This window comes from Granulicatella elegans ATCC 700633 (assembly GCF_000162475.2).
Taxonomy (GTDB): domain Bacteria; phylum Bacillota; class Bacilli; order Lactobacillales; family Aerococcaceae; genus Granulicatella; species Granulicatella elegans.
Window position 1 is genome coordinate 97942 of the sequence record NZ_KI391971.1, and the last position, 23430, is coordinate 121371.

Annotated in this window: 18 protein-coding genes, 2 tRNA genes, 1 rRNA gene, 1 riboswitch and 1 other annotated feature; all 21 genes read left to right on the top strand. The window is 31.0% G+C overall.

Going from position 1 to position 23430, the window contains the following annotated elements; all coding sequences use genetic code 11:
* Positions 1-232, top strand: a sequence feature (23S ribosomal RNA rRNA prediction is too short).
* An 84-nt stretch (positions 233-316) separates the two neighbouring features.
* The 21 genes from rrf to HMPREF0446_RS08660 all read left to right on the top strand — a co-directional run bounded on the left by rrf (position 317) and on the right by HMPREF0446_RS08660 (position 23308).
* Positions 317-432: ribosomal RNA gene (gene rrf, locus HMPREF0446_RS00375) — 5S ribosomal RNA — on the top strand.
* 10 nt (positions 433-442) lie between these two features.
* Positions 443-516 (top strand) — tRNA-Asn (locus HMPREF0446_RS00380).
* A gap of 31 nt (positions 517-547) precedes the next feature.
* Positions 548-620 (top strand) — tRNA-Thr (locus HMPREF0446_RS00385).
* 142 nt (positions 621-762) lie between these two features.
* Positions 763-1482: a metallophosphoesterase family protein gene (locus HMPREF0446_RS00390; RefSeq protein ID WP_006703746.1), complete on the top strand. Its 720-nt coding sequence runs from the start codon at positions 763-765 to the stop codon at positions 1480-1482.
* Between the two features lie 12 nt (positions 1483-1494).
* A complete protein-coding gene (locus HMPREF0446_RS00395) occupies positions 1495-2154 on the top strand; it encodes a CPBP family intramembrane glutamic endopeptidase (protein WP_006703745.1) in 660 nt (219 codons plus the stop codon).
* Positions 2151-3281 (top strand): sensor histidine kinase, encoded by a 1131-nt coding sequence (locus HMPREF0446_RS00400; protein ID WP_006703744.1) that lies wholly within the window; start codon positions 2151-2153, stop codon positions 3279-3281. Before HMPREF0446_RS00395 ends, HMPREF0446_RS00400 begins: the two co-directional genes overlap by 4 nt.
* Complete coding sequence (locus tag HMPREF0446_RS00405) at positions 3274-3924, top strand: response regulator (RefSeq protein ID WP_040507374.1); 651 nt, start codon at positions 3274-3276, stop codon at positions 3922-3924. The genes HMPREF0446_RS00400 and HMPREF0446_RS00405 overlap by 8 nt, the downstream gene beginning before the upstream one ends.
* A 61-nt stretch (positions 3925-3985) precedes the next feature.
* Positions 3986-4075: riboswitch (TPP riboswitch) on the top strand.
* Positions 4076-4383: 308 nt separating this feature from the next.
* Positions 4384-5940, top strand: coding sequence for an SEC10/PgrA surface exclusion domain-containing protein (locus HMPREF0446_RS08915; protein ID WP_006703743.1), 1557 nt, complete (start codon positions 4384-4386; stop codon positions 5938-5940).
* Between the two features lie 257 nt (positions 5941-6197).
* Positions 6198-6941 carry a protein phosphatase 2C domain-containing protein gene (locus HMPREF0446_RS08215; RefSeq protein WP_006703742.1) on the top strand — a complete coding sequence of 248 codons (744 nt, stop codon included), beginning with the start codon at positions 6198-6200 and terminating at the stop codon, positions 6939-6941.
* A 49-nt stretch (positions 6942-6990) separates the two neighbouring features.
* Entirely contained in the window at positions 6991-8466 is a 1476-nt protein-coding gene (gene galT, locus HMPREF0446_RS00425; protein WP_006703741.1) for a UDP-glucose--hexose-1-phosphate uridylyltransferase, read from the top strand.
* 185 nt (positions 8467-8651) lie between these two features.
* Positions 8652-9314, top strand: coding sequence for a DUF1868 domain-containing protein (locus HMPREF0446_RS00430; protein ID WP_006703740.1), 663 nt, complete (start codon positions 8652-8654; stop codon positions 9312-9314).
* Positions 9315-9340: 26 nt separating this feature from the next.
* A complete protein-coding gene (locus tag HMPREF0446_RS00435) occupies positions 9341-10414 on the top strand; it encodes an extracellular solute-binding protein (RefSeq protein WP_006703739.1) in 1074 nt (357 codons plus the stop codon).
* Between the two features lie 97 nt (positions 10415-10511).
* Positions 10512-11522, top strand: a complete 1011-nt coding sequence (locus HMPREF0446_RS00440) for an ABC transporter ATP-binding protein (protein ID WP_006703738.1) — start codon at positions 10512-10514, stop codon at positions 11520-11522.
* 12 nt (positions 11523-11534) lie between these two features.
* Positions 11535-13226 (top strand): ABC transporter permease, encoded by a 1692-nt coding sequence (locus HMPREF0446_RS00445; RefSeq protein ID WP_006703737.1) that lies wholly within the window; start codon positions 11535-11537, stop codon positions 13224-13226.
* Positions 13227-13228: 2 nt separating this feature from the next.
* Positions 13229-13927, top strand: a complete 699-nt coding sequence (locus HMPREF0446_RS00450) for an MgtC/SapB family protein (protein ID WP_006703736.1) — start codon at positions 13229-13231, stop codon at positions 13925-13927.
* Between the two features lie 169 nt (positions 13928-14096).
* Entirely contained in the window at positions 14097-15092 is a 996-nt protein-coding gene (locus HMPREF0446_RS00455; RefSeq protein ID WP_006703735.1) for a LacI family DNA-binding transcriptional regulator, read from the top strand.
* Positions 15093-15312: 220 nt separating this feature from the next.
* Positions 15313-17448 (top strand): glycosyl hydrolase family 28-related protein, encoded by a 2136-nt coding sequence (locus HMPREF0446_RS00460; protein WP_020991226.1) that lies wholly within the window; start codon positions 15313-15315, stop codon positions 17446-17448.
* A 213-nt stretch (positions 17449-17661) separates the two neighbouring features.
* On the top strand, positions 17662-18366 hold the full coding sequence (locus tag HMPREF0446_RS00465) for a metal ABC transporter ATP-binding protein (protein WP_006703733.1): 705 nt from the start codon (positions 17662-17664) through the stop codon (positions 18364-18366).
* Positions 18315-19130 (top strand): metal ABC transporter permease, encoded by an 816-nt coding sequence (locus HMPREF0446_RS00470; RefSeq protein WP_006703732.1) that lies wholly within the window; start codon positions 18315-18317, stop codon positions 19128-19130. The genes HMPREF0446_RS00465 and HMPREF0446_RS00470 overlap by 52 nt, the downstream gene beginning before the upstream one ends.
* 120 nt (positions 19131-19250) lie before the next feature.
* Positions 19251-20210, top strand: a complete 960-nt coding sequence (locus HMPREF0446_RS00475) for an AEC family transporter (RefSeq protein WP_020991227.1) — start codon at positions 19251-19253, stop codon at positions 20208-20210.
* Between the two features lie 263 nt (positions 20211-20473).
* A complete protein-coding gene (locus HMPREF0446_RS08660; protein WP_006703730.1) occupies positions 20474-23308 on the top strand; it encodes a mannosyl-glycoprotein endo-beta-N-acetylglucosaminidase in 2835 nt (944 codons plus the stop codon).
* Positions 23309-23430: the final 122 nt, after the last annotated feature.

The window sequence follows — 23430 nt, forward strand, 5'->3', positions numbered from 1 at the left end:
CGAGAGGACCGGGATGGACACACCGCTGGTGTACCAGTTGTTCTGCCAAGAGCATCGGCTGGGTAGCTATGTGTGGACGGGATAAACGCTGAAAGCATCTAAGCGTGAAGCCCCCCTCGAGATGAGATTTCCCATCATTTTAAATGAGTAAGACCCCTGAGAGACGATCAGGTAGATAGGCTAGGAGTGGAAGTGCCGTGAGGCATGGAGCGGACTAGTACTAATCGGTCGAGGACTTAACCAAGGTTGAAGGTAAATGAGGAAAGTTTGGATATAGATTCAGTTTTGAGAGAGCGAGAGCTTTTTCAAAGAGAAGTGTGGTGACGATGGCAAGAAGGATACACCTGTTCCCATCTCGAACACAGAAGTTAAGCTTCTTAGCGCCGATAGTAGTTGGGGGTTTCCCCCTGTGAGGGTAGGACGTTGCCACGCTTTTCAATATTCCGCAATAGCTCAGTTGGTAGTAGCGCATGACTGTTAATCATGATGTCGTAGGTTCGAGTCCTACTTGCGGAGTTCTTTTTTTTTACCCAAAATTCAGTAGCTTGCTGCTTTAGCTCAGTCGGTAGAGCGTCACCTTGGTAAGGTGGAGGTCGCCGGTTCAATCCCGGCAAGTAGCTTACATAAAAATATAAAATTAAGTGAGACTGGTAAATGCCAGTCTTTTTTTGTTTAGCTATTTTAACATAATTCTACAAGCTTTTTTGAAACTTTGTAGTATGGTATAATCATCGTATGCTTAAAGAGGAGTTGTAGAAATTTATGAAAAAAACATATTTTATTATTGGAGATGTTCATGGAGAAGATAAAATGCTCGATGAAATGTTAAAGAATTGGGATGAAAGTACTCAACAATTAGTTTTCCTTGGAGACTTAATTGATAGAGGACCAAATAATAAAAAAAGTGTTTTAACAGCTATGAAATATGTAAAAGAAAAAAATGCTTGGTATGTAATGGGAAATCATGAAGTGATGTTTTTAGCGTGGATTGATAATCCAGAAGAGCGATTTGATCATTATATGAGAAACAACGGAAACACAACGATTAACCATTTATTAAATCGTCCTGTAGATACAGAAATTGATTCTTTAAAAGATTGCGAATTAGTAAAAGAACAATATCCTGAGTTAATTTCTTTTTTACGAGAACGCCCTTTATATATTGATGAAGGAGATGTTTTATTTGTTCATGCTGGAGTCGATTTAAGATTAGATCATTGGTTAGACACTGTTCCAAAAGATTTTTATTGGATTCGTGAACCTTTCCATACTGGAAAAAATACAACAGGAAAAACAATTATTTTTGGTCATACTCCATTAAAAGGATTAAATGAAGATGGAGATTATATGAAATTATGGCAACATGATGGAAAAATTGGAATGGACGGTGGAGCTGTTTTTGGTGGGGCTTTACATGGTGTTGTTTGGCATGATGGTAAAATTCAAAAAATTTATAGTTTAGAACATAAAGATTTCCATTAATGGAGGTAAAGAATGAAGAAAAAGGCAGTATTATTATGGTTTGTTTATTTTTCTAATTTAATGATTGTTCCTCGATTTTTTTTAACACAGGCTGAAGATGGTACATTGCATGTGGATAGAAAAGTGTATATTTTAGTTCAATTAATAACAGCTATGTATGCAGTCTGGTCTTATCGAGAAGTGATTCAAAGAGGATTTGAAAGATTAGTGAAAAGAAGATTTGTTCGAGATATTGCGATTGGCTATGTAGTTCGAGTAGTTCTCACTTTGCTTTTAGCACTTGTTGTTCCATTACAGCAGACAGATAATCAAGCGAATATTGAATCTTTATTAAGTTCTACATCTATTGTATTAATGCTAATCTTAACTTGTGTAGTTGCACCTATTGTAGAAGAATTGGTATTTAGGGAAGCGATTATTGGAGCTTTTAAAGATAAAATAAATCCTTGGATTTTAACAGCAATTTCAATTTTCTTTTTTGTTTTACTGCATTCAATTTCTAATAGTGGTGGAATTGACTGGAGTGCGGCGTTGATGTATGTTCCTTTGACAATTCCTTTAGTAGGAATGTATCGTTATTATGAGGATAATGTTGCGGCATCTATGTTAATGCATTTTGTGAGTAATAGTGTTGCGATGATTTTTTTAGTCGCTAGAGGATTCCTATTATGAAAATGATTCAAGAAAATCAACTAAAATTTTTAATTCGCTATGGCTTGTTAATGACAGCTCTTGTAGAGTGGGCATTGTATCATCCGGTGAATGCTTATCACTTGCTACTATTTCTTGTTATTCTTGTTGTAGCTCAATTAGATTACTATTCGATTCAATATCCTTGGGCAATTTTAGCTCAAGGTATCGCAGTTTTGACATTTTGTTATTTTACAGGAAATATTTTTATTAGCTTAATGCTTTTATTATGTTTCGAGATTAGTTTTCGATTTTCATCTTTACATGCCATTATACTTCAAGGGATGATTACTCTAGTAGTTATTGTATTAGGGATAAAGCAACAACAATGGTGGTCAATTCCAGTAATGATTTTTGGAAATGTATTATTTTATTATGGTGCACATCTTGTTTTAAAATTAAATGAACAAGAAAATTTATTAAAAGATCAAGAAAATCAATTGTTTGAGCAGAAAAAGGAATTGCAACAAGCGCAATATACAATGGGAACGATGAAGGAATTATATACTTTACAAGAGAGAAATCGTATATCAAGAGAAATTCATGATTCAGTTGGACATAGTCTTTCAACGATTATTATTCAACTAGGAGCGATTAGTAAATTAAGTGAAGAAAATAATCCTCAAGTTTCTCAAATGAGTTCACAATTAAGAGAATTTGCAGTTAAAGGATTGCAAGAAGTACGTACTGTAGTTCATGATTTAAAACCAGAACAACTAACGAAACAACAACTAAATGTAGCTTTAGAAGAATTTATTTATGAAACAAAACAACATAGTGGTGTGGAATTTGTATTTCGACAAAATAAACCAACAATTCAACTTTCTAAAGAGCAAGAATTAACCATTTTTAGAGGAGTGCAGGAAGCAACGACAAATGCAATTCGTCATGGAAAAGCAACTAAAATTACGCTATTAATGATGTATTCTGCAAATGAACTCATTGTAACAATTATGGATAATGGAGTAGGATCTTCAGCTATTTCACTAGAAGGTGGATTAAAAGCGTTAGAAGAGCGACTGCATGAACTACAGGCGCAATTAGAAATCAAAAATACTGAACAAGGGTTTACAGTGCAAATGAAATTGAAAGGAGAAGCCAATGTCTGAAAAAATTAAAGTGATGTTAGTAGATGATGAACAATTAATTCGTTCAGGTTTAAAAATTATGCTAGAAACTTATCCAGATATTGAAGTGATTCATCAAGCTGGAAATGGACGAGAAGCGTTTGAATGTTGCAAAATCGAAGTGCCAGATGTTGTATTAATGGATATTCGTATGCCAGTAAGTACAGGTATTGAAGGAACTAAACTTATCAAAGAAGCTTATCCAGAAGTGAAAATTGTAATGGTGACAACCTTTCAAGATACAGAATATATTGTCGAAGCGATGCAATATGGAGCTTCAGGTTATTTATTAAAAGATAGCAGTTATGAAGCTATTTATGATGGGATTAAAGTTGCTTTGTCTGGAAAAGTAGTGATGGATGCGACAGTTTCTGAAAAATTAGTGATGCAACCAAAAGCACCAACTACGATAGAAAAAACGGATATTTCTTCATTCGGTTTAACAGAAAGAGAGATTGAATTGATTCGACTTGTCTCTCAAGGGTTAAATAATAAAGAAATTTCAGAAGCATTATTTTTATCTGAAGGAACTGTTAAAAATAATATTAGTACAATTTTATCAAAATTAGCTTTGAGAGATCGTACGCAATTAGTAATTTTTGCTTATGACCATCATATTCGCTAATAAAAAGTATTGTTTTCTTTTCTTCTCATAGGAAACATGTTATACTGAACTCAATTCAATAGAGAAGCATTTGGGGTGCCGAAAGGCTGAGATCATACCCATTGAACCTGTTCTGGATAATGCCAGCGAAGGAAAATGACGATCAAGTATAGAAGAAGGCTAATTTACAGTTTTTAAACTAGTATTTTATTCTAATCTATGATTATGCGATGATTCCCCTTTTGTTTTTAATAACGAGAGGGGCTTTTTATATAGTTTTAACGGATTGTTTCTGTTAACAGGAAACATGTGCTTTCGAATTGAAGTAAAACACCCATTTGTTGCCATCATTTTGGTGTGTTTTCCCTTTTTCTCCACTATCAGAGTTGTGCCTGATAGTGGAGTTTCTCTTTATAGGCTATTAGTTGCTTTTTATACAAGATTCGGTACAATAACAGTAAGGAATAAAGGAGGCACTTTATGAATAAAAAAATTATTTCATTACTAGCAACTATTACTTTAACAAGTCTTGCTGCAGTTCATGCAGAAGAAACTTCAAAACAAGGTTGGATTAAAGAAAATGGTTCATGGTATTTTTATCAAAATCAAAAGCCGGTGACTAAACAATGGCAAGGGGACTATTATTTAAAAGCTGATGGAAAAATGGCTGAAAAAGAATGGATTTATGATGCTGATTATCAAGGTTGGTATTATTTACAAAGTGATGGTTCTTATGCTTATTCTACATGGCAAGGGGATTATTATATAAATTCCAATGGGAAAATGGCTATGGCAGAATGGATCTATGATAAAAATTATAAAGCTTGGTACTATTTAAAAGGGAATGGTGCTTATGCTCGTTCTGAATGGCAAAAAGAGTATTATTTAAAAGCTGATGGAAAGATGGCTGTTTCTGAGTGGGTACAAAATGCTCTTGAAAATGCATGGTATTATTTAAAAGGTGATGGATCTTATGCTCATGATGAGTGGGTAGGTTCTTACTATTTAAAATCAAACGGGAAAATGGCTGCACTAGAATGGATTTATGATAAGTCTTATGAAGCATGGTATTATCTAAAATCAGATGGAACGTATGCTTATGACCAAGAAGTAGATGGATACTATTTAGAATCAGATGGTAAAATGCGTGAATCAGAAGAGGATCATTTAAGAAGAAATTTAGATGGTGCTGTTCAATCTCAACGTCAACAAGAAGAAAAGAAAGCATTAGAAAAAGCGATTCAATGGTTAGAATCAGAGGATTCAATTTCAATTAATGAAGAATATGCAAAACGTTTGAATCAATATGGTTCAACTGCTCAAGGTAAAAATCAAGAGAATGTATCGGCTTTAAATACTATTAGTAAATCATTATTAAAACAAAATCAAAAAGAAATAGGAGCTATTTCTAATACATTATTGGCAAAATATAATCTTCGTTCAATGCCAGAAGATATGAAACAATCCCTAAACCTGTATGCTGCTTCGTTAATTAATTCAGTCAGAAAACAAATGAATTATTCGCCAGTAAAAGTAACAGAAACAATGGTTACTATTGCGGAGCAAATTGCTAAAGAATATATTAATGATGGAAGATTTATTGCAGATGGAAAAGGTCATGATGCGCATGCCATTAATAAAGTAGTAGAACAATATGGAATACTAACTTCTACAGATAATTCAAAATCAAATGGTAGCCAATATTATGAAAATGCGATTAGCACAGATTTCCAAAATCAAGATTACTTTACTATTCGTGCTGAATTAAGAGAAGCTATCTTATTATTCTTATTCAATGGAATCGAATATGATCATGCTCAAAGTGTTGCAGGAGTGAATTTCGGAAAATCATACAGTGCTGATTACTTTGGAGTAGGATTAGGAGCTTCTGGGCACTTTATTCAAATAGAAGATTCTTATTTAGAAAAAGAAGGTACTTTACCATTTTCAAAAGCAGAAATTTCTCAAAAAGTTCGTACAGATTATGAACAAAAAGTGATTCAACGCTTAAAAGATCATTTAGCAACTTTAAAATAATCGATTAAAAGTGGGCAATTGTCATTGCCTGCTTTTTTTTGTCCATAAACTAAGCATGAATGATGCGTTTACATTTTTGATACTTTTTATTATATTTTTCTAGACAATTATACTTTGAAGGTATATGATGAAAGAAATGACATCGGTGTCATAATTGTTTTTTTATATTTCTAAAGATTTTACTAACTAAATTTGTGTTAGTTGGAATTTTTTAACGATAGAATTAACTTATCTTATTGGAATTGGGGGTAGAAAGTATGAAAATAAAAAATATTTGTTCTATACAAGGAACAGCAATGGAAAATGAGGATGCCTTAGGGAATATTGAAAATTATTTTTGGATTATTGATGGGGCTACAGATTTATATGATTCAAAAAAGTCTATTGGATACTCTGTTTCTGAGATAACTCATCTATTATCTGAAAAACTAAAAGTACATTGCAATGAAAAAGAATCTTTAAAGACTATTTTTCAAAATGCTATAAAGGAAGTTAGAAATATTATAGGTTTAAATGATTCCAATCATGAAGAATATTATAAATTACCAACATTTGCCTTTATTATTGCTAGATTGTCACAAAGAAAACTTGAATATTTAATCCTTGGGGATTGCGTCATGTTAGTAAATGATGAACAATTAACGGATCATAGAGTGGATCGATTATTTGATTTAGGGAAAAATGAAATAGAAAATTCAAAAAAAGGATTAAATGTATTAAATAAAAAAGAAATTTTACAAAAAATTAGAGGCCTTGCTAATAAAGAGAAAGGTTATTGGATTGGTTCTTTAGATGATGCAAGTATTGAACATGCGCTATATGGAAATCTTGAAGTTACTGGAGATAAAATTGTTTTGATGAGTGATGGATTTTATGATTATTATTCTCAAAATACTACTAAAAGTTTTGAGGAATTAATCGAAATGAGAAAACAATCGACAGAACTTGATCCTATTTATGGAAAAAAAGATGATGCAAGTATATTAGTTGTTGAATTGTAAGGCGATATTACAAAGGAAATTTTAATATATAAAGTTAAAGGAGAAAATAATGCAACCATTAATTGACAAATTTGTAGAGAAAGTTATCAACTACGGAGTATATAGTTCAATGGATTATTCCTATGTTAAAAATAGGGTACTAGCTTTAGTAGGCGAGGAAGGAATTGACACTTTTACAAAGGAAGAAGATATAAAAAGCCTAAAAGATAGTTTAGTGGAAATAGCAGAAAAAAATGGAAAAGTTAATACGACAGTTGAAGAAAAAGACTGTTTAGGTGCAGAGTTAATGAATTTTATTACTCCAATACCAAGTCTTATAAATGAAATTTTTTGGAATTCATACAAGTTATCTCCTCAAAAGGCAATTGAAAATTTTTATCAAATAAGTAAGGATAATGATTATATTAAGTTATCTGCTATTTCAAAAAATATTGCGTTCCACGGAGAAACGAAGTATGGAAATCTTGAAATTACAATTAATTTATCTAAACCTGAAAAAGACCCTAAAACAATCGCAGCTGAAAAATTACTGAAACCATCAAATTATCCAAAATGTCTTTTATGCATGGAAAATGAAGGTTATCAAGGACGAGTGAATTATCCAGCAAGAGCAAATCATAGAATTATAAGAATGAATCTTGGAGAAGAACTGTGGGGATTTCAATATTCTCCGTATTCATATTTTAATGAACATGCTATCTTTTTTAATTCAGAACATGTTCCGATGGCAATTACTCCTAAGACATTTGAACAATTATTAGATATTATTGATATTATTCCAGGATATTTTGTAGGATCAAATTCTGATCTTCCTATCTCTGGAGGTTCTATACTAAGTCATAATCATTATCAAGGTGGAAAATATGTATTCCCAATGGAAAAAGCAGATTATGATATAAATTTTGAATTTACAGGTTTTGAAGATATAGAAGCTGGAATAGTTAAATGGCCAATGTCAGTTATTAGATTGCGTGGAAAAGATAAAAAGAGAATTATAGAATTATCATCGAAGATATTGGAGAAATGGAAAAATTATACAGATATTGAATTAGATATTATTGCAAAAACAGGTGATACTCCGCATCATACTGTTACTCCTATTGCTAGAAAAGTTGATGGAAAGTATGAAATGGATATAGTTTTAAGAGATAATCATACATCTGAATTACATCCAGACGGCGTTTATCATCCTCATAAAGATGTCCATCATATAAAAAAAGAAAATATTGGATTAATAGAAGTAATGGGGCTTGCAATTCTACCACCTCGCTTAAAAACAGAATTAGAAGAAGTAGAGGAATTTTTATTAAATAAACCAAATGAAATAGCAAAGTATCATTTAGATTGGGCTAAACAATTAAAAGAGAAATATTCAAATATAGAAGAAAAAGAAGTTACTAAAATTATTCAATATGAAGTAGGGCAAATTTTTGCTAGAGTATTGGAAGATGCTGGTGTGTATAAAAATAACCAATCTGGTCGAGAAGGATTTAAGAGATTTATTGAAACAGTGGGAATTAATTAGAATAGCTTAAATATAAAAATATAAATAAATTTCTAAAAAGAATTACGTCAAAATTTGGCGTAATTTTTTTGCAAAAAATTTAAAAAAATAAAATGAAAGCGGTTGACAATAAAACGTTTGCAAAGTATAATGAACTCATCGGGTTGACACCGGTGTCAAAAACAAGATAACAAAGGAAGAAGTTTATGAAAAATCTTACTAAAATTAAATTTAAAGAAAATGGTGAATTTAACCATTTCCCAGGAAATACTGTAGTTGCAAATTTATACAGTAAATCTGACTTGATGGAAGTAGTTGATATTATTCAATCACGTTATAGAGAGTTACCATTTATTGATAAATTTACTCTAACACCTAGAGGATCGATTCACATGACAGTGATTGAGTTACTTTGTCATGAGAATCGTGAACCAGAGTTTTGGAGTAGTCACTTATCATTAGATACCCCATTGCAGGAAATTCATGATTATTTTGCAAAACAATTAGAAATATTTCCATTATTGAATGAAAATATTCATATGAGAGTAACTGAAATGGGAAATCAAAATATTTTAGTGGAACCTGCTGATGAAGAATCTGCTAAAAGATTAGAAGAAATACGTACATATGTTTCAGAAAAAGCAGGAGTACGTTTCCCTAATCATGATCGATATCAATTTCATATCTCAATTGGATATTTACGAATTCCGTTAACTGAAGAAGAAGATAAGGAATTTAAAAAAGTAAAAGAAGAATTAACAAAAGTATTACTAGAGAAAGTACCTGTAATTACTGTAAATCGTATTGATTATACAGTGTTTGAAGATATGAGACAATTTGTTCCATATCATGAAAAATTTGGGAAATAAAAAATTAACATAAAAGGAGTTTTATTATGAAAACTAAGAAATTTTTATCAAAATTATTAACAACAGTATTTACAGCTACAGCTTTAGCAGCTTGTTCAAGTAGTACAAATCCTTCATCTAATTCTAACTCAGGAGCTGATGAAAAAGCAGATAAAAGTCAAGAATTAGTAATCTATTCTAACTCGGTATCAAACGGGCGTGGAGACTGGTTAACAGCTCAAGCTAAGGAAGCAGGATTTAATATTCGTATGGTTGATATTGCCGGTGCACAACTTGCAGATCGTGTTATTGCAGAAAAAAATAATTCAGTTGCTGATATGGTATTTGGGATTGGAGCTGTAGATTCAAATAAATTACGAGATGCAAAATTATTAGAACAATTTAAACCTGATTGGTTTGATAAAATTGATTCATCATTAGCAGATAAAGATGGTTTTTATAATCCAGTGATTGTTCAACCGTTAGTATTAGTTGGAAATCCTGAAGCGAAAGAAATGCCAAAAGATTGGACAGAGTTAGCAAGTAAATATAAAGGTCAATATTCAATTTATGGATTAACAGGTGGTACTGGACGTGCGATTTATGCAAGTATCTTAGTTCGTTATCTTGATGAAAAAGGAGATTTAGGTGTATCTGAAAAAGGTTGGAATGTTGCAAAAGATTATTTTGCAAATGCATATACACTTCAAAAAGGTGAAAGTACAGTCGTTAAAGTTTTAGATAAAGAAAGTCCTGTTCAATATGGTATGATTTGGGGCTCAGGAGCATTAGTAGGACAAAAAGAACAAAATGTAGAATTTAAAGTAATGACACCAGATGTAGGTGTTCCATTTGTAACAGAACAAACAATGGTATTAAATACTAGTAAGAAAAAAGCACTTGCTAAAGAATTTATTAACTGGTTTGGTCAAGCTAAAATTCAAGCTGAATATAGTAAAAACTTTGGATCTATTCCTGCAAATAAAGATGCGGTATCTGAATTACCAGAAGATACTAAGAAATTTGTTGGACAACTTAAACCACAAGCTATTGATTGGGAAGTTGTTGGAAAATACTTAGACCAATGGGTTGAAAAAGCAGAATTAGAATACGTTAAATAATTTTATAAATGGTATCACGAGTCTCGCAGGGTCTAAACTCTATTAGATAGAAAGAACCTTTGCGAGACTTTTTGAAATAGATGAAGGAGAAAACATTATGATTAAATTTGATAATATTCAAATTAAGTATGGAGATTTTATTGCAATTGATAATCTTAATCTTGAAATTAATGAAGGTGAATTTTTTACTTTTTTAGGACCGTCAGGTTGTGGAAAATCAACAACTTTAAGAGCTTTAGTAGGATTTCTTGATCCTTCTCAAGGACGAATTGAAGTAAATGGGAAAGATGTGACTAAATTAGAACCTGAAAAACGTGGAATTGGAATTGTGTTTCAATCTTATGCTTTATTCCCAACAATGACAGTATTTGATAATATTGCTTTTGGATTGAAAGTAAAAAAAGTTGCTCCAGATGTTATTAAAGCAAAAGTTGCAGCAGTAGCTGCAAAAATTAAAATTTCTGATAAACAATTACAACGTAATGTGTCAGAATTATCTGGTGGTCAACAACAGCGTGTAGCATTAGCTCGTGCATTAGTATTAGAACCTAAAATTCTTTGTTTAGATGAACCTCTTTCTAATCTTGATGCAAAATTACGTGTAGATTTAAGAAAAGAATTAAAACGTCTGCAAAAAGATTTAGGAATTACAACATTATATGTTACACACGACCAAGAGGAAGCTTTAACATTATCAGACAGAATTGCTGTATTCAATAATGGGTTTATTGAACAAGTAGGAACACCACCTGAAATTTATCATCAATCAAAAACAGAGTTTGTATGTGATTTTATTGGAGATATTAATGTCTTAACTGAAGAAACGGTTCATGATATTTTATCTAAAAATCCATCAGTAAACTTAGAAGATAAGAAAGGATATATTCGTCTAGAGAAAATTCGTTTTAAACGTGAAACAGAAGAAGATATCGTCTTAAATGGTACAATTATTGATACAGAATTTTCTGGTGTAAACGTTCGATATACGATACAAGTATCTGAAAATCAAATTGTCAATGTGACTCGTATTGATAGTCAATTTGCAATTAAATCTGTGGGGGAAAATGTAGAACTATATATTACACCTTCAGATATTGTTCAATATTAGGGAGGGGATAGTATGCGTAAAAAGTTAAATTGGAAAGATTGGCTTATTCGTTTAGGGTTAGTCTGGTTCCTAGTAACGTTTATTATTTATCCAAACTTTGATTTAGTAGTGAATGTATTTGTTAAAGACGGACATTTTTCTATAAATGCAATTGAACGTGTTTTAAAATCTCAAAGAGCTCTACAAAGTATTATGAACAGTTTTAAATTAGCTTTTTCATTGATTATTACAGTAAACATTGTAGGAGTACTTTGTGTATTATTCACCGAATACTTTGATATTAAAGGAGCTAAAATCTTAAAATTAGGATACATGACTTCATTGATTTATGGAGGGGTTGTTCTTGCGACAGGTTATAAATTTGTTTATGGACCTTATGGAATGATTACAAGAGTTTTACAAAACATTATTCCTTCACTTGATCCTAACTGGTTTATTGGATATGGAGCAGTATTGTTTATTATGACTTTCTCAGGAACTGCTAATCATACATTGTTTTTAACAAATACGATTAGAAGTGTAGATTATCATACAATTGAAGCTGCACGTAATATGGGTGCAAAACCGTTTACAGTGTTTAGAAAAGTAGTTTTACCTACTTTAACACCTACCTTATTTGCATTAACTATTATGATTTTCCTTAGTGGATTATCTGCAGTTGCAGCACCAATGATTGTTGGAGGCAAACAATTCCAAACCATTAACCCAATGATTATTACATTTGCAGGTATGGGAAATTCTCGTGATTTAGCTGCTTTACTTGCGATTATTTTAGGGATTGCTACTACAATTTTATTAACTATCATGAATAAAATTGAAAAAGGCGGAAATTATATTTCTATCTCTAAAACAAAAGCACCTTTGAAAAAGCAAAAGATATCTTCAAAACCATGGAATATCATTGCACATATTGTTGCATATGCATTATTTACAGTTTTCTTATTGCCTTTAGTTTTTATTATTTTATATTCATTTACAGATCCAGTAGCGATTCAAACAGGACATTTATCATTGTCTAACTTTACTTTAGAAAACTATTATCAATTCTTTAGTAATAGTGTTGCTTTCTCACCATTCTTAGTCAGCTTTATTTATGCAATTCTCGCTGCCATTACAGCAACAGTCCTTGCTGTTGTTTTTGCGAGAGTGGTTAGAAAACATAAATCTAAATTTGACTTCTTGTTTGAATATGGAGCTTTGCTTCCTTGGTTACTACCAAGTACATTATTAGCAATTAGTTTACTTTTTACATTTAATCAACCACAACCACTTGTATTAAATAAAATTTTAGTTGGAACTTTTGTAATGCTATTAATTGCATATATTATTGTAAAAATACCATTCTCATATCGTATGGTTCGAGCTATTTTATTTAGCGTTGATGATGAAATGGAAGATGCAGCTCGTAGTATGGGAGCATCACCATTTTATACAATGATGAAAGTTATTATTCCATTTATTTTACCAGTAGTTCTTTCAATCATTGCCCTTAACTTTAATTCGTTATTAACAGACTTCGATTTATCTGTATTCTTGTATCATCCATTGGCTCAGCCGCTAGGAATTACTATTCGTTCAGCAGGTGATGAAACAGCAACTTCAAATGCACAAGCTCTTGTCTTTGTATATACTATTGTATTAATGATTATTTCTTCAACAGTACTATACTTTACACAAAGACAAAGTAAAACAACTAGGAAGTAATTATGACAGCCTTAACAAATATTGAAATAGTAATACGAATAGTTTTGTCACTAGTAGCAGGAAGTCTAATTGGTATGGAAAGAGGAGGAAAATCTCAGCCAGCAGGGATACGCACACACAGCGTTGTTTGTGTTGCAGCTTGTCTAATAATGATGACGAATGAGTTTGTTTCATATAAGTTTGGAACGGGGGATCCTACACGATTAGGCGCTCAAGTAGTATCGGGAGTAGGTTTTTTAGGGGCAGGAACAATTCTTATAAAAGAAAATAAAAAGATAACAGGATTAACAACGGCTGCAGGAATTTGGGGAGCTGCAGGTATTGGTTTGGCGATAGGCGTTGGGTTCTATCAAGGAGCTATATTAACGGCTATTTCAATTTGGGGTATTATTTCAATGTTTCAACCATTGAAAATATATTTACAAAAACGTTCAAAAATTATTGAATTGTATATAGTGGTAAATTCAACAGAAGCCTATAATCGTGTATTAGTATATTGTGCTGAAAAACATATTCGTGTTACAGATTCAAGAACAGCTTTTGGCGAAGTGAATCAAAGTCGAATTCAATATTTTGATGTACCTGAAAAGAAAATAGCGTCCTTTATTACTTTAGAACTTCCTGGGAAATTTGAACATCTTCGTTTAATGGAAGAATTGTCAGATATTGTTGGAGTTATTTACTTAGAAGAAACTAGTTAACGCAAGATAAAAAGGCGAGGGTAACCTTGCCTTTTTATCATAAAATGACTTGTTTGAAGTAAAAATCTAGTTAGTAAAATATGAAAATATAAATTGTATGTTAGGATTATATTTGATAGAATGATAGGGCAAATCACTTTGAAAATTTAGATTATTTTGAGGACTAAAAATGAAAAATAACAAGAAGATTACTATTTATGATATTGCACGAATATCAGGGGTATCCCCAAAGACTGTTTCAAGAGTTATTAATGGGGGAGAAAGAGTTAAACCTGAGACCTATCAAGCTGTAATGAAAGTAATAGATGAATTATCATATGTTCCAAATGCTTATGCTCAAAATTTAACGAAAAAAGAAACCATTAATATTTTAATATCTGTGAAAAAAATGGAATCATTCCCTTTAATTTGGTTTCAAACTTTACTAGATAAGGTATTGCAGACATGTAAAGAAGTAGGAGTTAATGCAATTGTTGAGTATTTTGGAGAAGGAGACTCTATTAAAGATTCTATTATTTCCAGTACAGGTAGTTTAGTTGATGGTGTAATTGTATTTTATGAAGGAAAAGATGATAGTCGAATTCAATATTTGAAAAAGAATAATATGCCATTTATTGTATTTGGAGAGTCTCACACAGATGGTGTTATTTATGTTTCAAATAACGATTTTAAAGCAGGATATGATTTAATGGAAGCTGTTGAAGAAAAAGGCTTTAAAAAGATGTGGTTATTAATGGGTGGACCATCTCTTGTTAATAAAAATCGTGAAAATGGTGTTAGAGAGTTTGTAAAGGAAAAGAGATATGATATTGATTTAGAAGTTATATATGGCTTATTTACAATTGAATCTGTATATGATTATGTAAAAGAGCATTTATCAACTTCTAATATTCCGGATATTATTTTTGTTTCGGGAGATGAAAAAGTTCAAGGTGTTATTAGAGGATGTTATGAAAAAGGAATATTGATTCCTGATCAACTGACAATAGTTGGTTTTGATAATATACCAATAGCTAAATATTATACTCCCGCATTATCAACCATCGCTCCAAATTATACAGAATTAGCGAAAGAAATGATTGAAGGTGTTTTAGCAATTATAAATGGTGAACAAAGAGAGTCAGTTGAAGTTTCCGCAAGTTTAATAAGACGGCAAACTTTTTAACCATATTTGAATTTTGAAAATGTAAATTTTAACCTATTATAAAAAATTAAAGAATTATGTAATGTTATTGATATTAGAAAAAATTTTAATGGTATATACCTTGACAAATTAGTTCAAGGTGTATATTATGAAAGAAAATGACAGCGGTGTCATTTTTATAACTTTTCAAAGAATAGTTATAAAAAATAGGGAAACAAATCATATAAATTTGGAGGCTACCATGGAAAAGTATATTTATAATGAAACAAGCAGTATTCGTAGATTAAAAATTGGGACATGCTTATTTTTGTTAGCGTTTTCTTTAGTAGGAACTCATTTAGTGTTAGCGGAGGAAGTTAATCCAAATGCTAAATTAGTAACTGAGGAAAAGATAAGTTCAACGATGGAAGCAATACAACCTGTAAACGGAAAAATTTTAAGTAATACAGAGATTTCTCAATTTGCGAAAGATTTTATAAACGTTAAAGAATTTGGAGCAGTTGGAGATGGTATAACAGATGACCAAGAAGCTATTCAAAAGGCTATTGATGCTGCAACAAAAGGGTTAGGTGGAGGAAAACTATATTTTCCAGAAGGAACATATCTTGTAAAAAAAATTATTCAGTTAAAAAGTAATATAGATATTCGTTTGGATGATAAGGCGACTATATTAAATGGAATCAATTTTAAAGATCGTCCATCAATTGTATTTATGACTGGTCCATTTATTAATGGTGGGGATAAAATCTTTTGGGAACCGACAGAGAATATTAGTTTTTCTGGTGGTACAATTGATATGAATGGTGTATTAAACGAAGAAGGTAGTAAACCAAAGAATTTACCTTTAATAAATTCTTCTGGCGGGTTTGCAATTGGAAACAGTACTAATGTCACAATTCGAAATGTAACTTTTAAAGATAGTTTTCAGGGGCATGCTATTCAAATTGCAGGTTCGAAAAACGTTTTAGTAGATCAATCACGTTTCTTAGGTCAGGCATTACCTAAGACAATAAAAGATAATGCAATGATTACGAAGGAGTCTATTCAAATTGAACCAATGACAAGGAAAGGGTTTCCTTACGCATTAAATGAAACAGGTGTAAAGTCTGAAAATGTGACTATTCAAAATTCATATTTTGGAAAGAGTGAAAAGTCCGGTGAATTAGTAACAGGAATAGGTACACATTATCAAGCGATTACCACACAAAATCCTTCTAATATCAAAATTCTGAATAATCATTTTGATAATATGATTTATGCTGGAATTCGTTTTACAGGATTTACTAATATTTTAATTAAAGGAAATCGTTTTGATAAGAAGAATAAGGAAGAAAGTGTAATCTATCGAGAAAACGGAGCAGCTCTAGTAAATGCTTTTAGTTATAAAAATGATAAAGATATACTTGATTTAAATAAGAAGGTAGATATTACAGAAAATGAATTCAATATTTCTGACAATAATACGATAGCAATACGAGTTGCAAAAGATAATGCAGAATATCTTGGGAAAGTAACAGATATTGCTGTGACTAAAAATATAATTAAAAATACTTCAGAAGACTCTAAACAACCAAATATTGAATTATTAAGAATTAGTAATAATTTAACAGTTTCTGATAATCAGATTTTTGGTGGGGATAAGGGGATTATAATTGAGGATTCAACAGGTCAAATAATGGTTTTAAATAATAGGTTCTATAATTTGAAGAGTGATTTCATTTCCTTTATCAAATCTACTGAAAATGGTAAAGAATCTGTTATTAATGATAGCATTGGTGATTTTAATCTTGTAACGGAGAATGGAGTATATAAAATTTTAAAGAATACATTAAGTATTAGTAATGAAAAATTAGGCAATTCAATTTTAGACGGTTTAGAAAAAAATGAAGAAATAAACACATATGAATCTAAATCAATTAAAAATACAGTAACAAATTCAAATGTAGTATTAGATAAAGTACAAGTAGGATGGAAACAACTTGAAGGGAAATGGTACTACTTTGATACGTTGGGTAAGATAGTGAAAGGTTGGATTCAAGCAGATAATTGGTATTATCTAGATAAAAACGGTGTAATGCAAACTGGATGGCAGTATATTAATGATAAATGGTATTACCTAAATTCTTCAGGAGCAATGGAGACTGCTTGGTTGTTAGATGATAGTAAATGGTATTTTTTTGATGAAACGGGAGCAATGTCAATAGGATGGGTTCAAGTTGGAAAATATTGGTACTACATGAATAAATCAGGAGAAATGTTAACAGGATGGCAACAAGTAGGTAGTAAATGGTACTACTTAAATTCATTAGGAGAATTAATAATAAATACAATTACTCCAGATGGTTACTATGTTAATGATAATGGTGAATGGATTTAATTACTGAATAAAATAGGATTTTTGAATTAACTTTATTGAAGGAATTAAGCAATGTTAGGTTGCTTGATTCCTATTTTAGTTGTGGAGTAAATCTTTTAGATATTAATAGAATTCTATCTATCGTAAATTCTTGATTATTCGTACTAAAATATGCTATCCTAACAAACGTACATAAAAAAGAATTACTACGATTTAGAAAAGGAAGGAGTTAGTATGAGTTACGTTTCAGTTGAGAATTTATCATTTTCGTATGATAATGAGCCCGTTTTAGAAAACATTAGTTTTACTGTTGAACCGGGAGAGTTTGTCATATTAACAGGTGAAAATGGTGCAGCAAAATCTACTTTATTAAAAAATATTTTAGGATTATTAACTCCAAAACAAGGAAAAGCAACAATCGCAACCGTTAATACACAAGGAGAAACATTATCCATTGGATATGCCCCACAACAAATTTCTTCTTTTAATGTGGGATTTCCTTCAACCGTTTATGAATTAGTTGCTTCAGGTCGTTACCAACAAGGTCGTTGGTTCCAACGATTAGATAAAGAAGACCATGAACATATTGAAAGAGCCTTAAAATCTGTTGGAATGTGGGATGAACGCCATAAACGTATTGGCGAGTTGTCGGGTGGTCAAAAACAAAGAATCTGTTTAGCGCGTATTTTTGCAACAGATCCAGACTTATTTGTTTTAGATGAACCAACAGCAGGAATGGATAAAATAAGTAGAGAGCGTTTCTATCATCTTTTACATCACAGTTGTGCACATCATGGAAAAGCGATTTTAATGGTGACGCATGAGGAAGAAGATTTGGAACATTATGTGGATAAACATATTCATTTGATGAGAAAGGAGGATTCTCCATGGAGATGTTTTTCTATGGTTTCATGCAAAGAGCATTCATCACAGGATTAGCAATGGCGATGATTACACCAATTTTGGGCTTATTTTTAATTTTAAGAAGACAGTCATTATTGGCAGATACCTTATCTCATGTTTCCTTAGTGGGTGTTTCTCTAGGCTTATTATTAGGCTATAATCCTACCTTTATGACATTAGTAGTGGTAGTTTTAGCAGCTATTGTGTTAGAAGTAATTGGAAAATATTTTAAAGGTTATTCAGAAGTGACCGTTGCGATATTAATGTCCGGCGGGATGGCGATTGCCTTAATTTTAATGAATTTCCAAAAAGGTCGTTCAACGATTAGTGTGGATCAATTTTTATTTGGTTCCATTGTGACGATTACACAACAACAAATGTGGTTGATGATAGCTTTAGCGATTATTGTAGTCGTGTTATATTTAATTTTTAGACGACCATTATATGTTTTATCATTTGATGAAGATACTGCTTATACGGCAGGATTACCTGTTCGTTTGATGACACAAGTTTTCACGATTATTACGGGTGTAGTCATTTCAGTGATGATGCCAATTGCTGGAGCTTTATTAGTTTCAGCGGTTATTGTGTTACCAGCCTCTATTGCGATTCGTTTAACGAGAAGTTTTACAGGCGTAATTGTGTCGGGTATTTTAATTAGCATATTTGGTATTTTTAGTGGATTAAGTATGTCTTATGAATTTGATACACCACCAGGTGCTACGATTACTTGTGTATTCCTAATGATTTTAGTCATTAGTTTATTTGGAACAATGATTAAAAATCAATTCAAGAAATAAAGTTGAAGTCTCGGAAAGTTTGTCTAGCAGATTTTTCGAGATTTTTTATATTTTATGGAATGTTGACAGGTACAGGAAAAGCAGAGTATAGTGACTGTACTAAGAAATTGGAGGATTAAAATGTTAGGTGAAATCTTTTCAAGTATGGCAACGATAGTCATCATGATTAGTTTAGGATATGTATTACAAATAAAGGGATGGTTTGATAAAAATTTTTCAACAAGTATTGCTTCTCTTATTATTAAAATTGCTTTACCAGCTTCGATTATGATTTCTGTTTTAAGATTTATTTCAAAGGAAAAAATGATCGAATTTGTTGGCAGTTTAGGAATTCCACTGTTGAGTGTTATTATTGGATATTTTGTTGCTTGGATCATTGTTCAAGTATTTCGTATTCCAAATAATCGTAAGGCGACGGTGATAAATACGATTGTCAATGCAAATACGATTTTTATGGGACTACCGTTGAATTTATCTTTATTTGGTGAAGAGGCTATGCCTTATTTTTTAGTCTATTATGTAGTGAATACTTTATCGACGTTTACAGTGGGAACGTATTTATTTGCTTATTATAATCAGCAACATGTTGGAAAAGGAATTCAATGGAGTCGGATTTTCTCACCACCATTAATCGCTTTTTTAGGTAGTATGATTTGGGTATGGTTTGGATGGACACTTCCTGAATTTTTAGAGGATTCTTTGATCTATATGGGTAGTTTGGTAACTCCATTATCGTTAATGTATATTGGAATCCATTTAGCACAAGTGGGGCTTCGTTCGTTGACGTTCGATCGAGATATGAGTTTATCGATTTTTGGGCGTTTTGTATTGTTTCCGGCAATTCTTTTAACTATCCAAGTGGGAATGATGCAGTTGTTTTCGATTGAATTACCAATGAAATTACAAGAAACGTTCTTTCTTCAATCAACAATTCCGACATTGGTCATTATGCCATTATTAGCAACGGAGGAAAATGCTGATATTGATTTTGCGACATCAGCTGTTACGATTACAACTTTATTCTATATCGTGATTTTACCCGTATGGATGATGCTATTTTCGATTGCGTTCCAGTCGTAAAAATTAACGTAATAACGTATGCAAAAATAACAGAAAAACTTCCTTGAATAGCAAGGTCGCCAGCAGCCTCGCAATGCGAGTCTCATGGCTAAAATTCGAGCCTCGGTCTCGAATTTACCTTTGTAAAATAAGCCAAAGTGGCTTATTTTACTGCTGCTATTCAAAGGGAGCTTTTCTTTTTATTTTTGCTAGATAAAAAATGTTTTTTTAAATTTTGTGATGTAGTATACTTAACTCATAAAAAACAGGAAAGAGGGAATAGAATGAAAGTTAATCATAAATCTCTAAAACTAGGAGTTGCGTTTGCTTTAGTATCAACGGTTGGTATCACAAGTGCAGAAATCATTAAACATGAATTATCTAAACCTATAATTGCCGTTGAGGAAACAACAACAACGACAGCGACTGAAAGTCCAGAAAAAATTAAATATAAGAAAGAAGTACAAGAATTTAGCAAAACTATGAGACCGGTAGTTGCTAAGTATGGTATTACTAATGAAAAGTTGGATGAATTAGTTAATAAGTGGGTTGAAAAACGAATTTATCAAGGATATAGAGATGAGTTTAATGATGAAGTTAAAAAATTATTTATTGAGACAGTAATAGATTCCACAGCGTATAATTTTATTTTAAATTCATTAGATAAAGCAATTGATATTGTACAAAATGCGAATTATTTTGAATCAACTCAAAAGGAAAAATGGATTGCTGAGATGAGAGAGTATAAAGGCGATTTGAAGGATAGTTATACTGAAGATTACCCATTTCATACAGATTCTTATTCACGAACTAGATATTATCAAGATGATCGAAAAGATTTGTTAACAAATTATCCAACTATATTAGATAATACTATTCAATATGTTAGAGAATATAGAATTTATCGGAATACATCCAAATTATATAATCATGAAATTGAATCCATTATTGGATATGCAGAAATGAAGGAAGAGCAAGAAATTAATCAGGATTCTTCTTTATCAGAGCAACAGAAAAAACAATTATTACAAAAAATAGATAATATTCTAGAAGTTAAATATGCTTTGGGAGATAATATAGTACCATTTGAAACTATTAATGATATTATTCTTGAAATTAGAAAAGTACATACAAATGCTAATGGTAGTGAATATGAAGAGCCTTTTTCAAAAGAGAAAGTTAAAAAATATATTGATAGAATTGTTCAAGAAAAAACAGAATTTAAAGTTAAAGAACTTACTTTAGATGCTAAAACTCAGTTTGAAGAGTATGGTAATAGTCAAAAAACAAAACTATTAGAGGAAGGAATTTCAGAAGAAGATTTTAATAATATTCTAAAATCGTCATTTGAAAAAGCTTCTAAAAATGCTAGATATTACTATAGACTGAACAGAGAAACAGAACTTAATTATATTCTTAGGAATGCTAAAAATGAACTTCAAAATGAAGTTGAATCATTAAAAGCAAAAAGTAAAGTGAAAGAGGCTTTAAACTCTTATGTGAATAGTAAAAAACAAGAGTTGGAAAACTCTGGTATTACTGATGAAAAAATCAATGAAATTATTACTAAGCTTATTGGAAATTTAAACTACAATAAAAGATATGATCAAAAATTTGATGAAAAAGTAGAAGAATTAATTAGTGAGTATAAAAAATTTTTTGATGGAAATATAAAAATTTATTTAACTCCACTAAGAATTAAAAATAGTTTGAAAGAAAGTTATAAATTATATATACAAGAATTGGAAAAATATGGTTTTAATGATTCATTGAATAATAGTCTAATAAATGAGATAGTCGAATTTATTGATAAGGATTTACGATATGGAGAAAATTCTGAACAGTATTATGAAAGATTACTCAACGTAGCTAAAAGTGAATATCAAGAAAAGGTATTAGAAGAAGTAATTAAAATTAAAGTTTCAAAATTTAGAGAAGAACAAGAAAAATTAATTCTAGCAGATAATCGCTATACAGATGTTGAAAAGGAAAAAGTGATTTCTGAAATTAGAATGAATCTTGGAGCACCTGTTATCCATTTTTTAAGAAATAAATTGAATAATAATGCAAAAGAATTTGATAAACTTTCACTTACTCAAAAAATTGAGAAGATGTTGAGTCTTGTAAATGATAATATTCAAAATACTCATTTCACTGCACCGATGAATAAGAACAAATACACAGTGAATAATGTAGCTTTAAATGAAAAGTTAGAAATTAACCAAGATTCTTCATTATCATTATCTGAAAAATTAGCACTTCAGTTAAAAGTGGATGAGTTAGCAGAAAAAGTTATTAAAAAAATTGAAACTTTAAACTTAATTGGAGTGAATAGAGAAGGGATTCCTCGTTCAATAACTATAGAAGAGTTAGCAGTATTTATTGAACAAATTCAAAATATTCATAATGCTAAAGTAGTAAATAATGCAAATGAAGGATTCAAGCCAAAAGAGGAAAAAATCGAAAAACCACTTCTTGAAAAACCGGCTCCAACTCAACCGGTTGATAATGGCGGAACTATTACTGAAAAACCTTCAGTGCTTCCGGAATTAAAATCAGTTCAACCTACTGAAACAACTAGTACGATTGAATTAAAACCTGTTGCATCAAAAGAAAAAGAAGAGAAAACTACAGAAGTTGTTTCAAATAAAGTAGAAACTACTAAAGAAAATGAAGAAACAACGAAAGAAGTAGTCTCTCGTAATAAATGGGAGAAAAAAGGTAATCGTTGGTACTATGTAGATAATGATGGAAAAGCTGTAAGTAAACAATGGATTGGATCTTATTATATTAAAGCAGATAAAACGATGGCAGAAAATGAATGGATTTATGATGCGAAATATAATAGTTGGTTCTATCTTGATGAAAATGGTCATTATGTAGAAAATACATGGAAGGATCAATATTATTTGAAATCTGGTGGATACATGGCGAAAAATGAATGGATCTTCGATTCTTCATATAATAGCTGGTATTACTTAAATGAAGATGGATCTTATGCTAGAAATCAATGGATTCAATCAAATGGAAAATGGTATTATGTACTATCAAATGGTAAGATGGCAAAAAATACCGTTATTGATGGATATCAATTGAATGAAAATGGTGAATGGGTATAGTCCGTTTTATAACGTAAAGAAAAAATAACAGAAAAAACTTTTCTTAATAGCAATAGTAAAATGAGCCACTTTGGTGGCTTATTTTACAGGGAGAATTCGAGACCGAGGCTCGAATTTTAGCC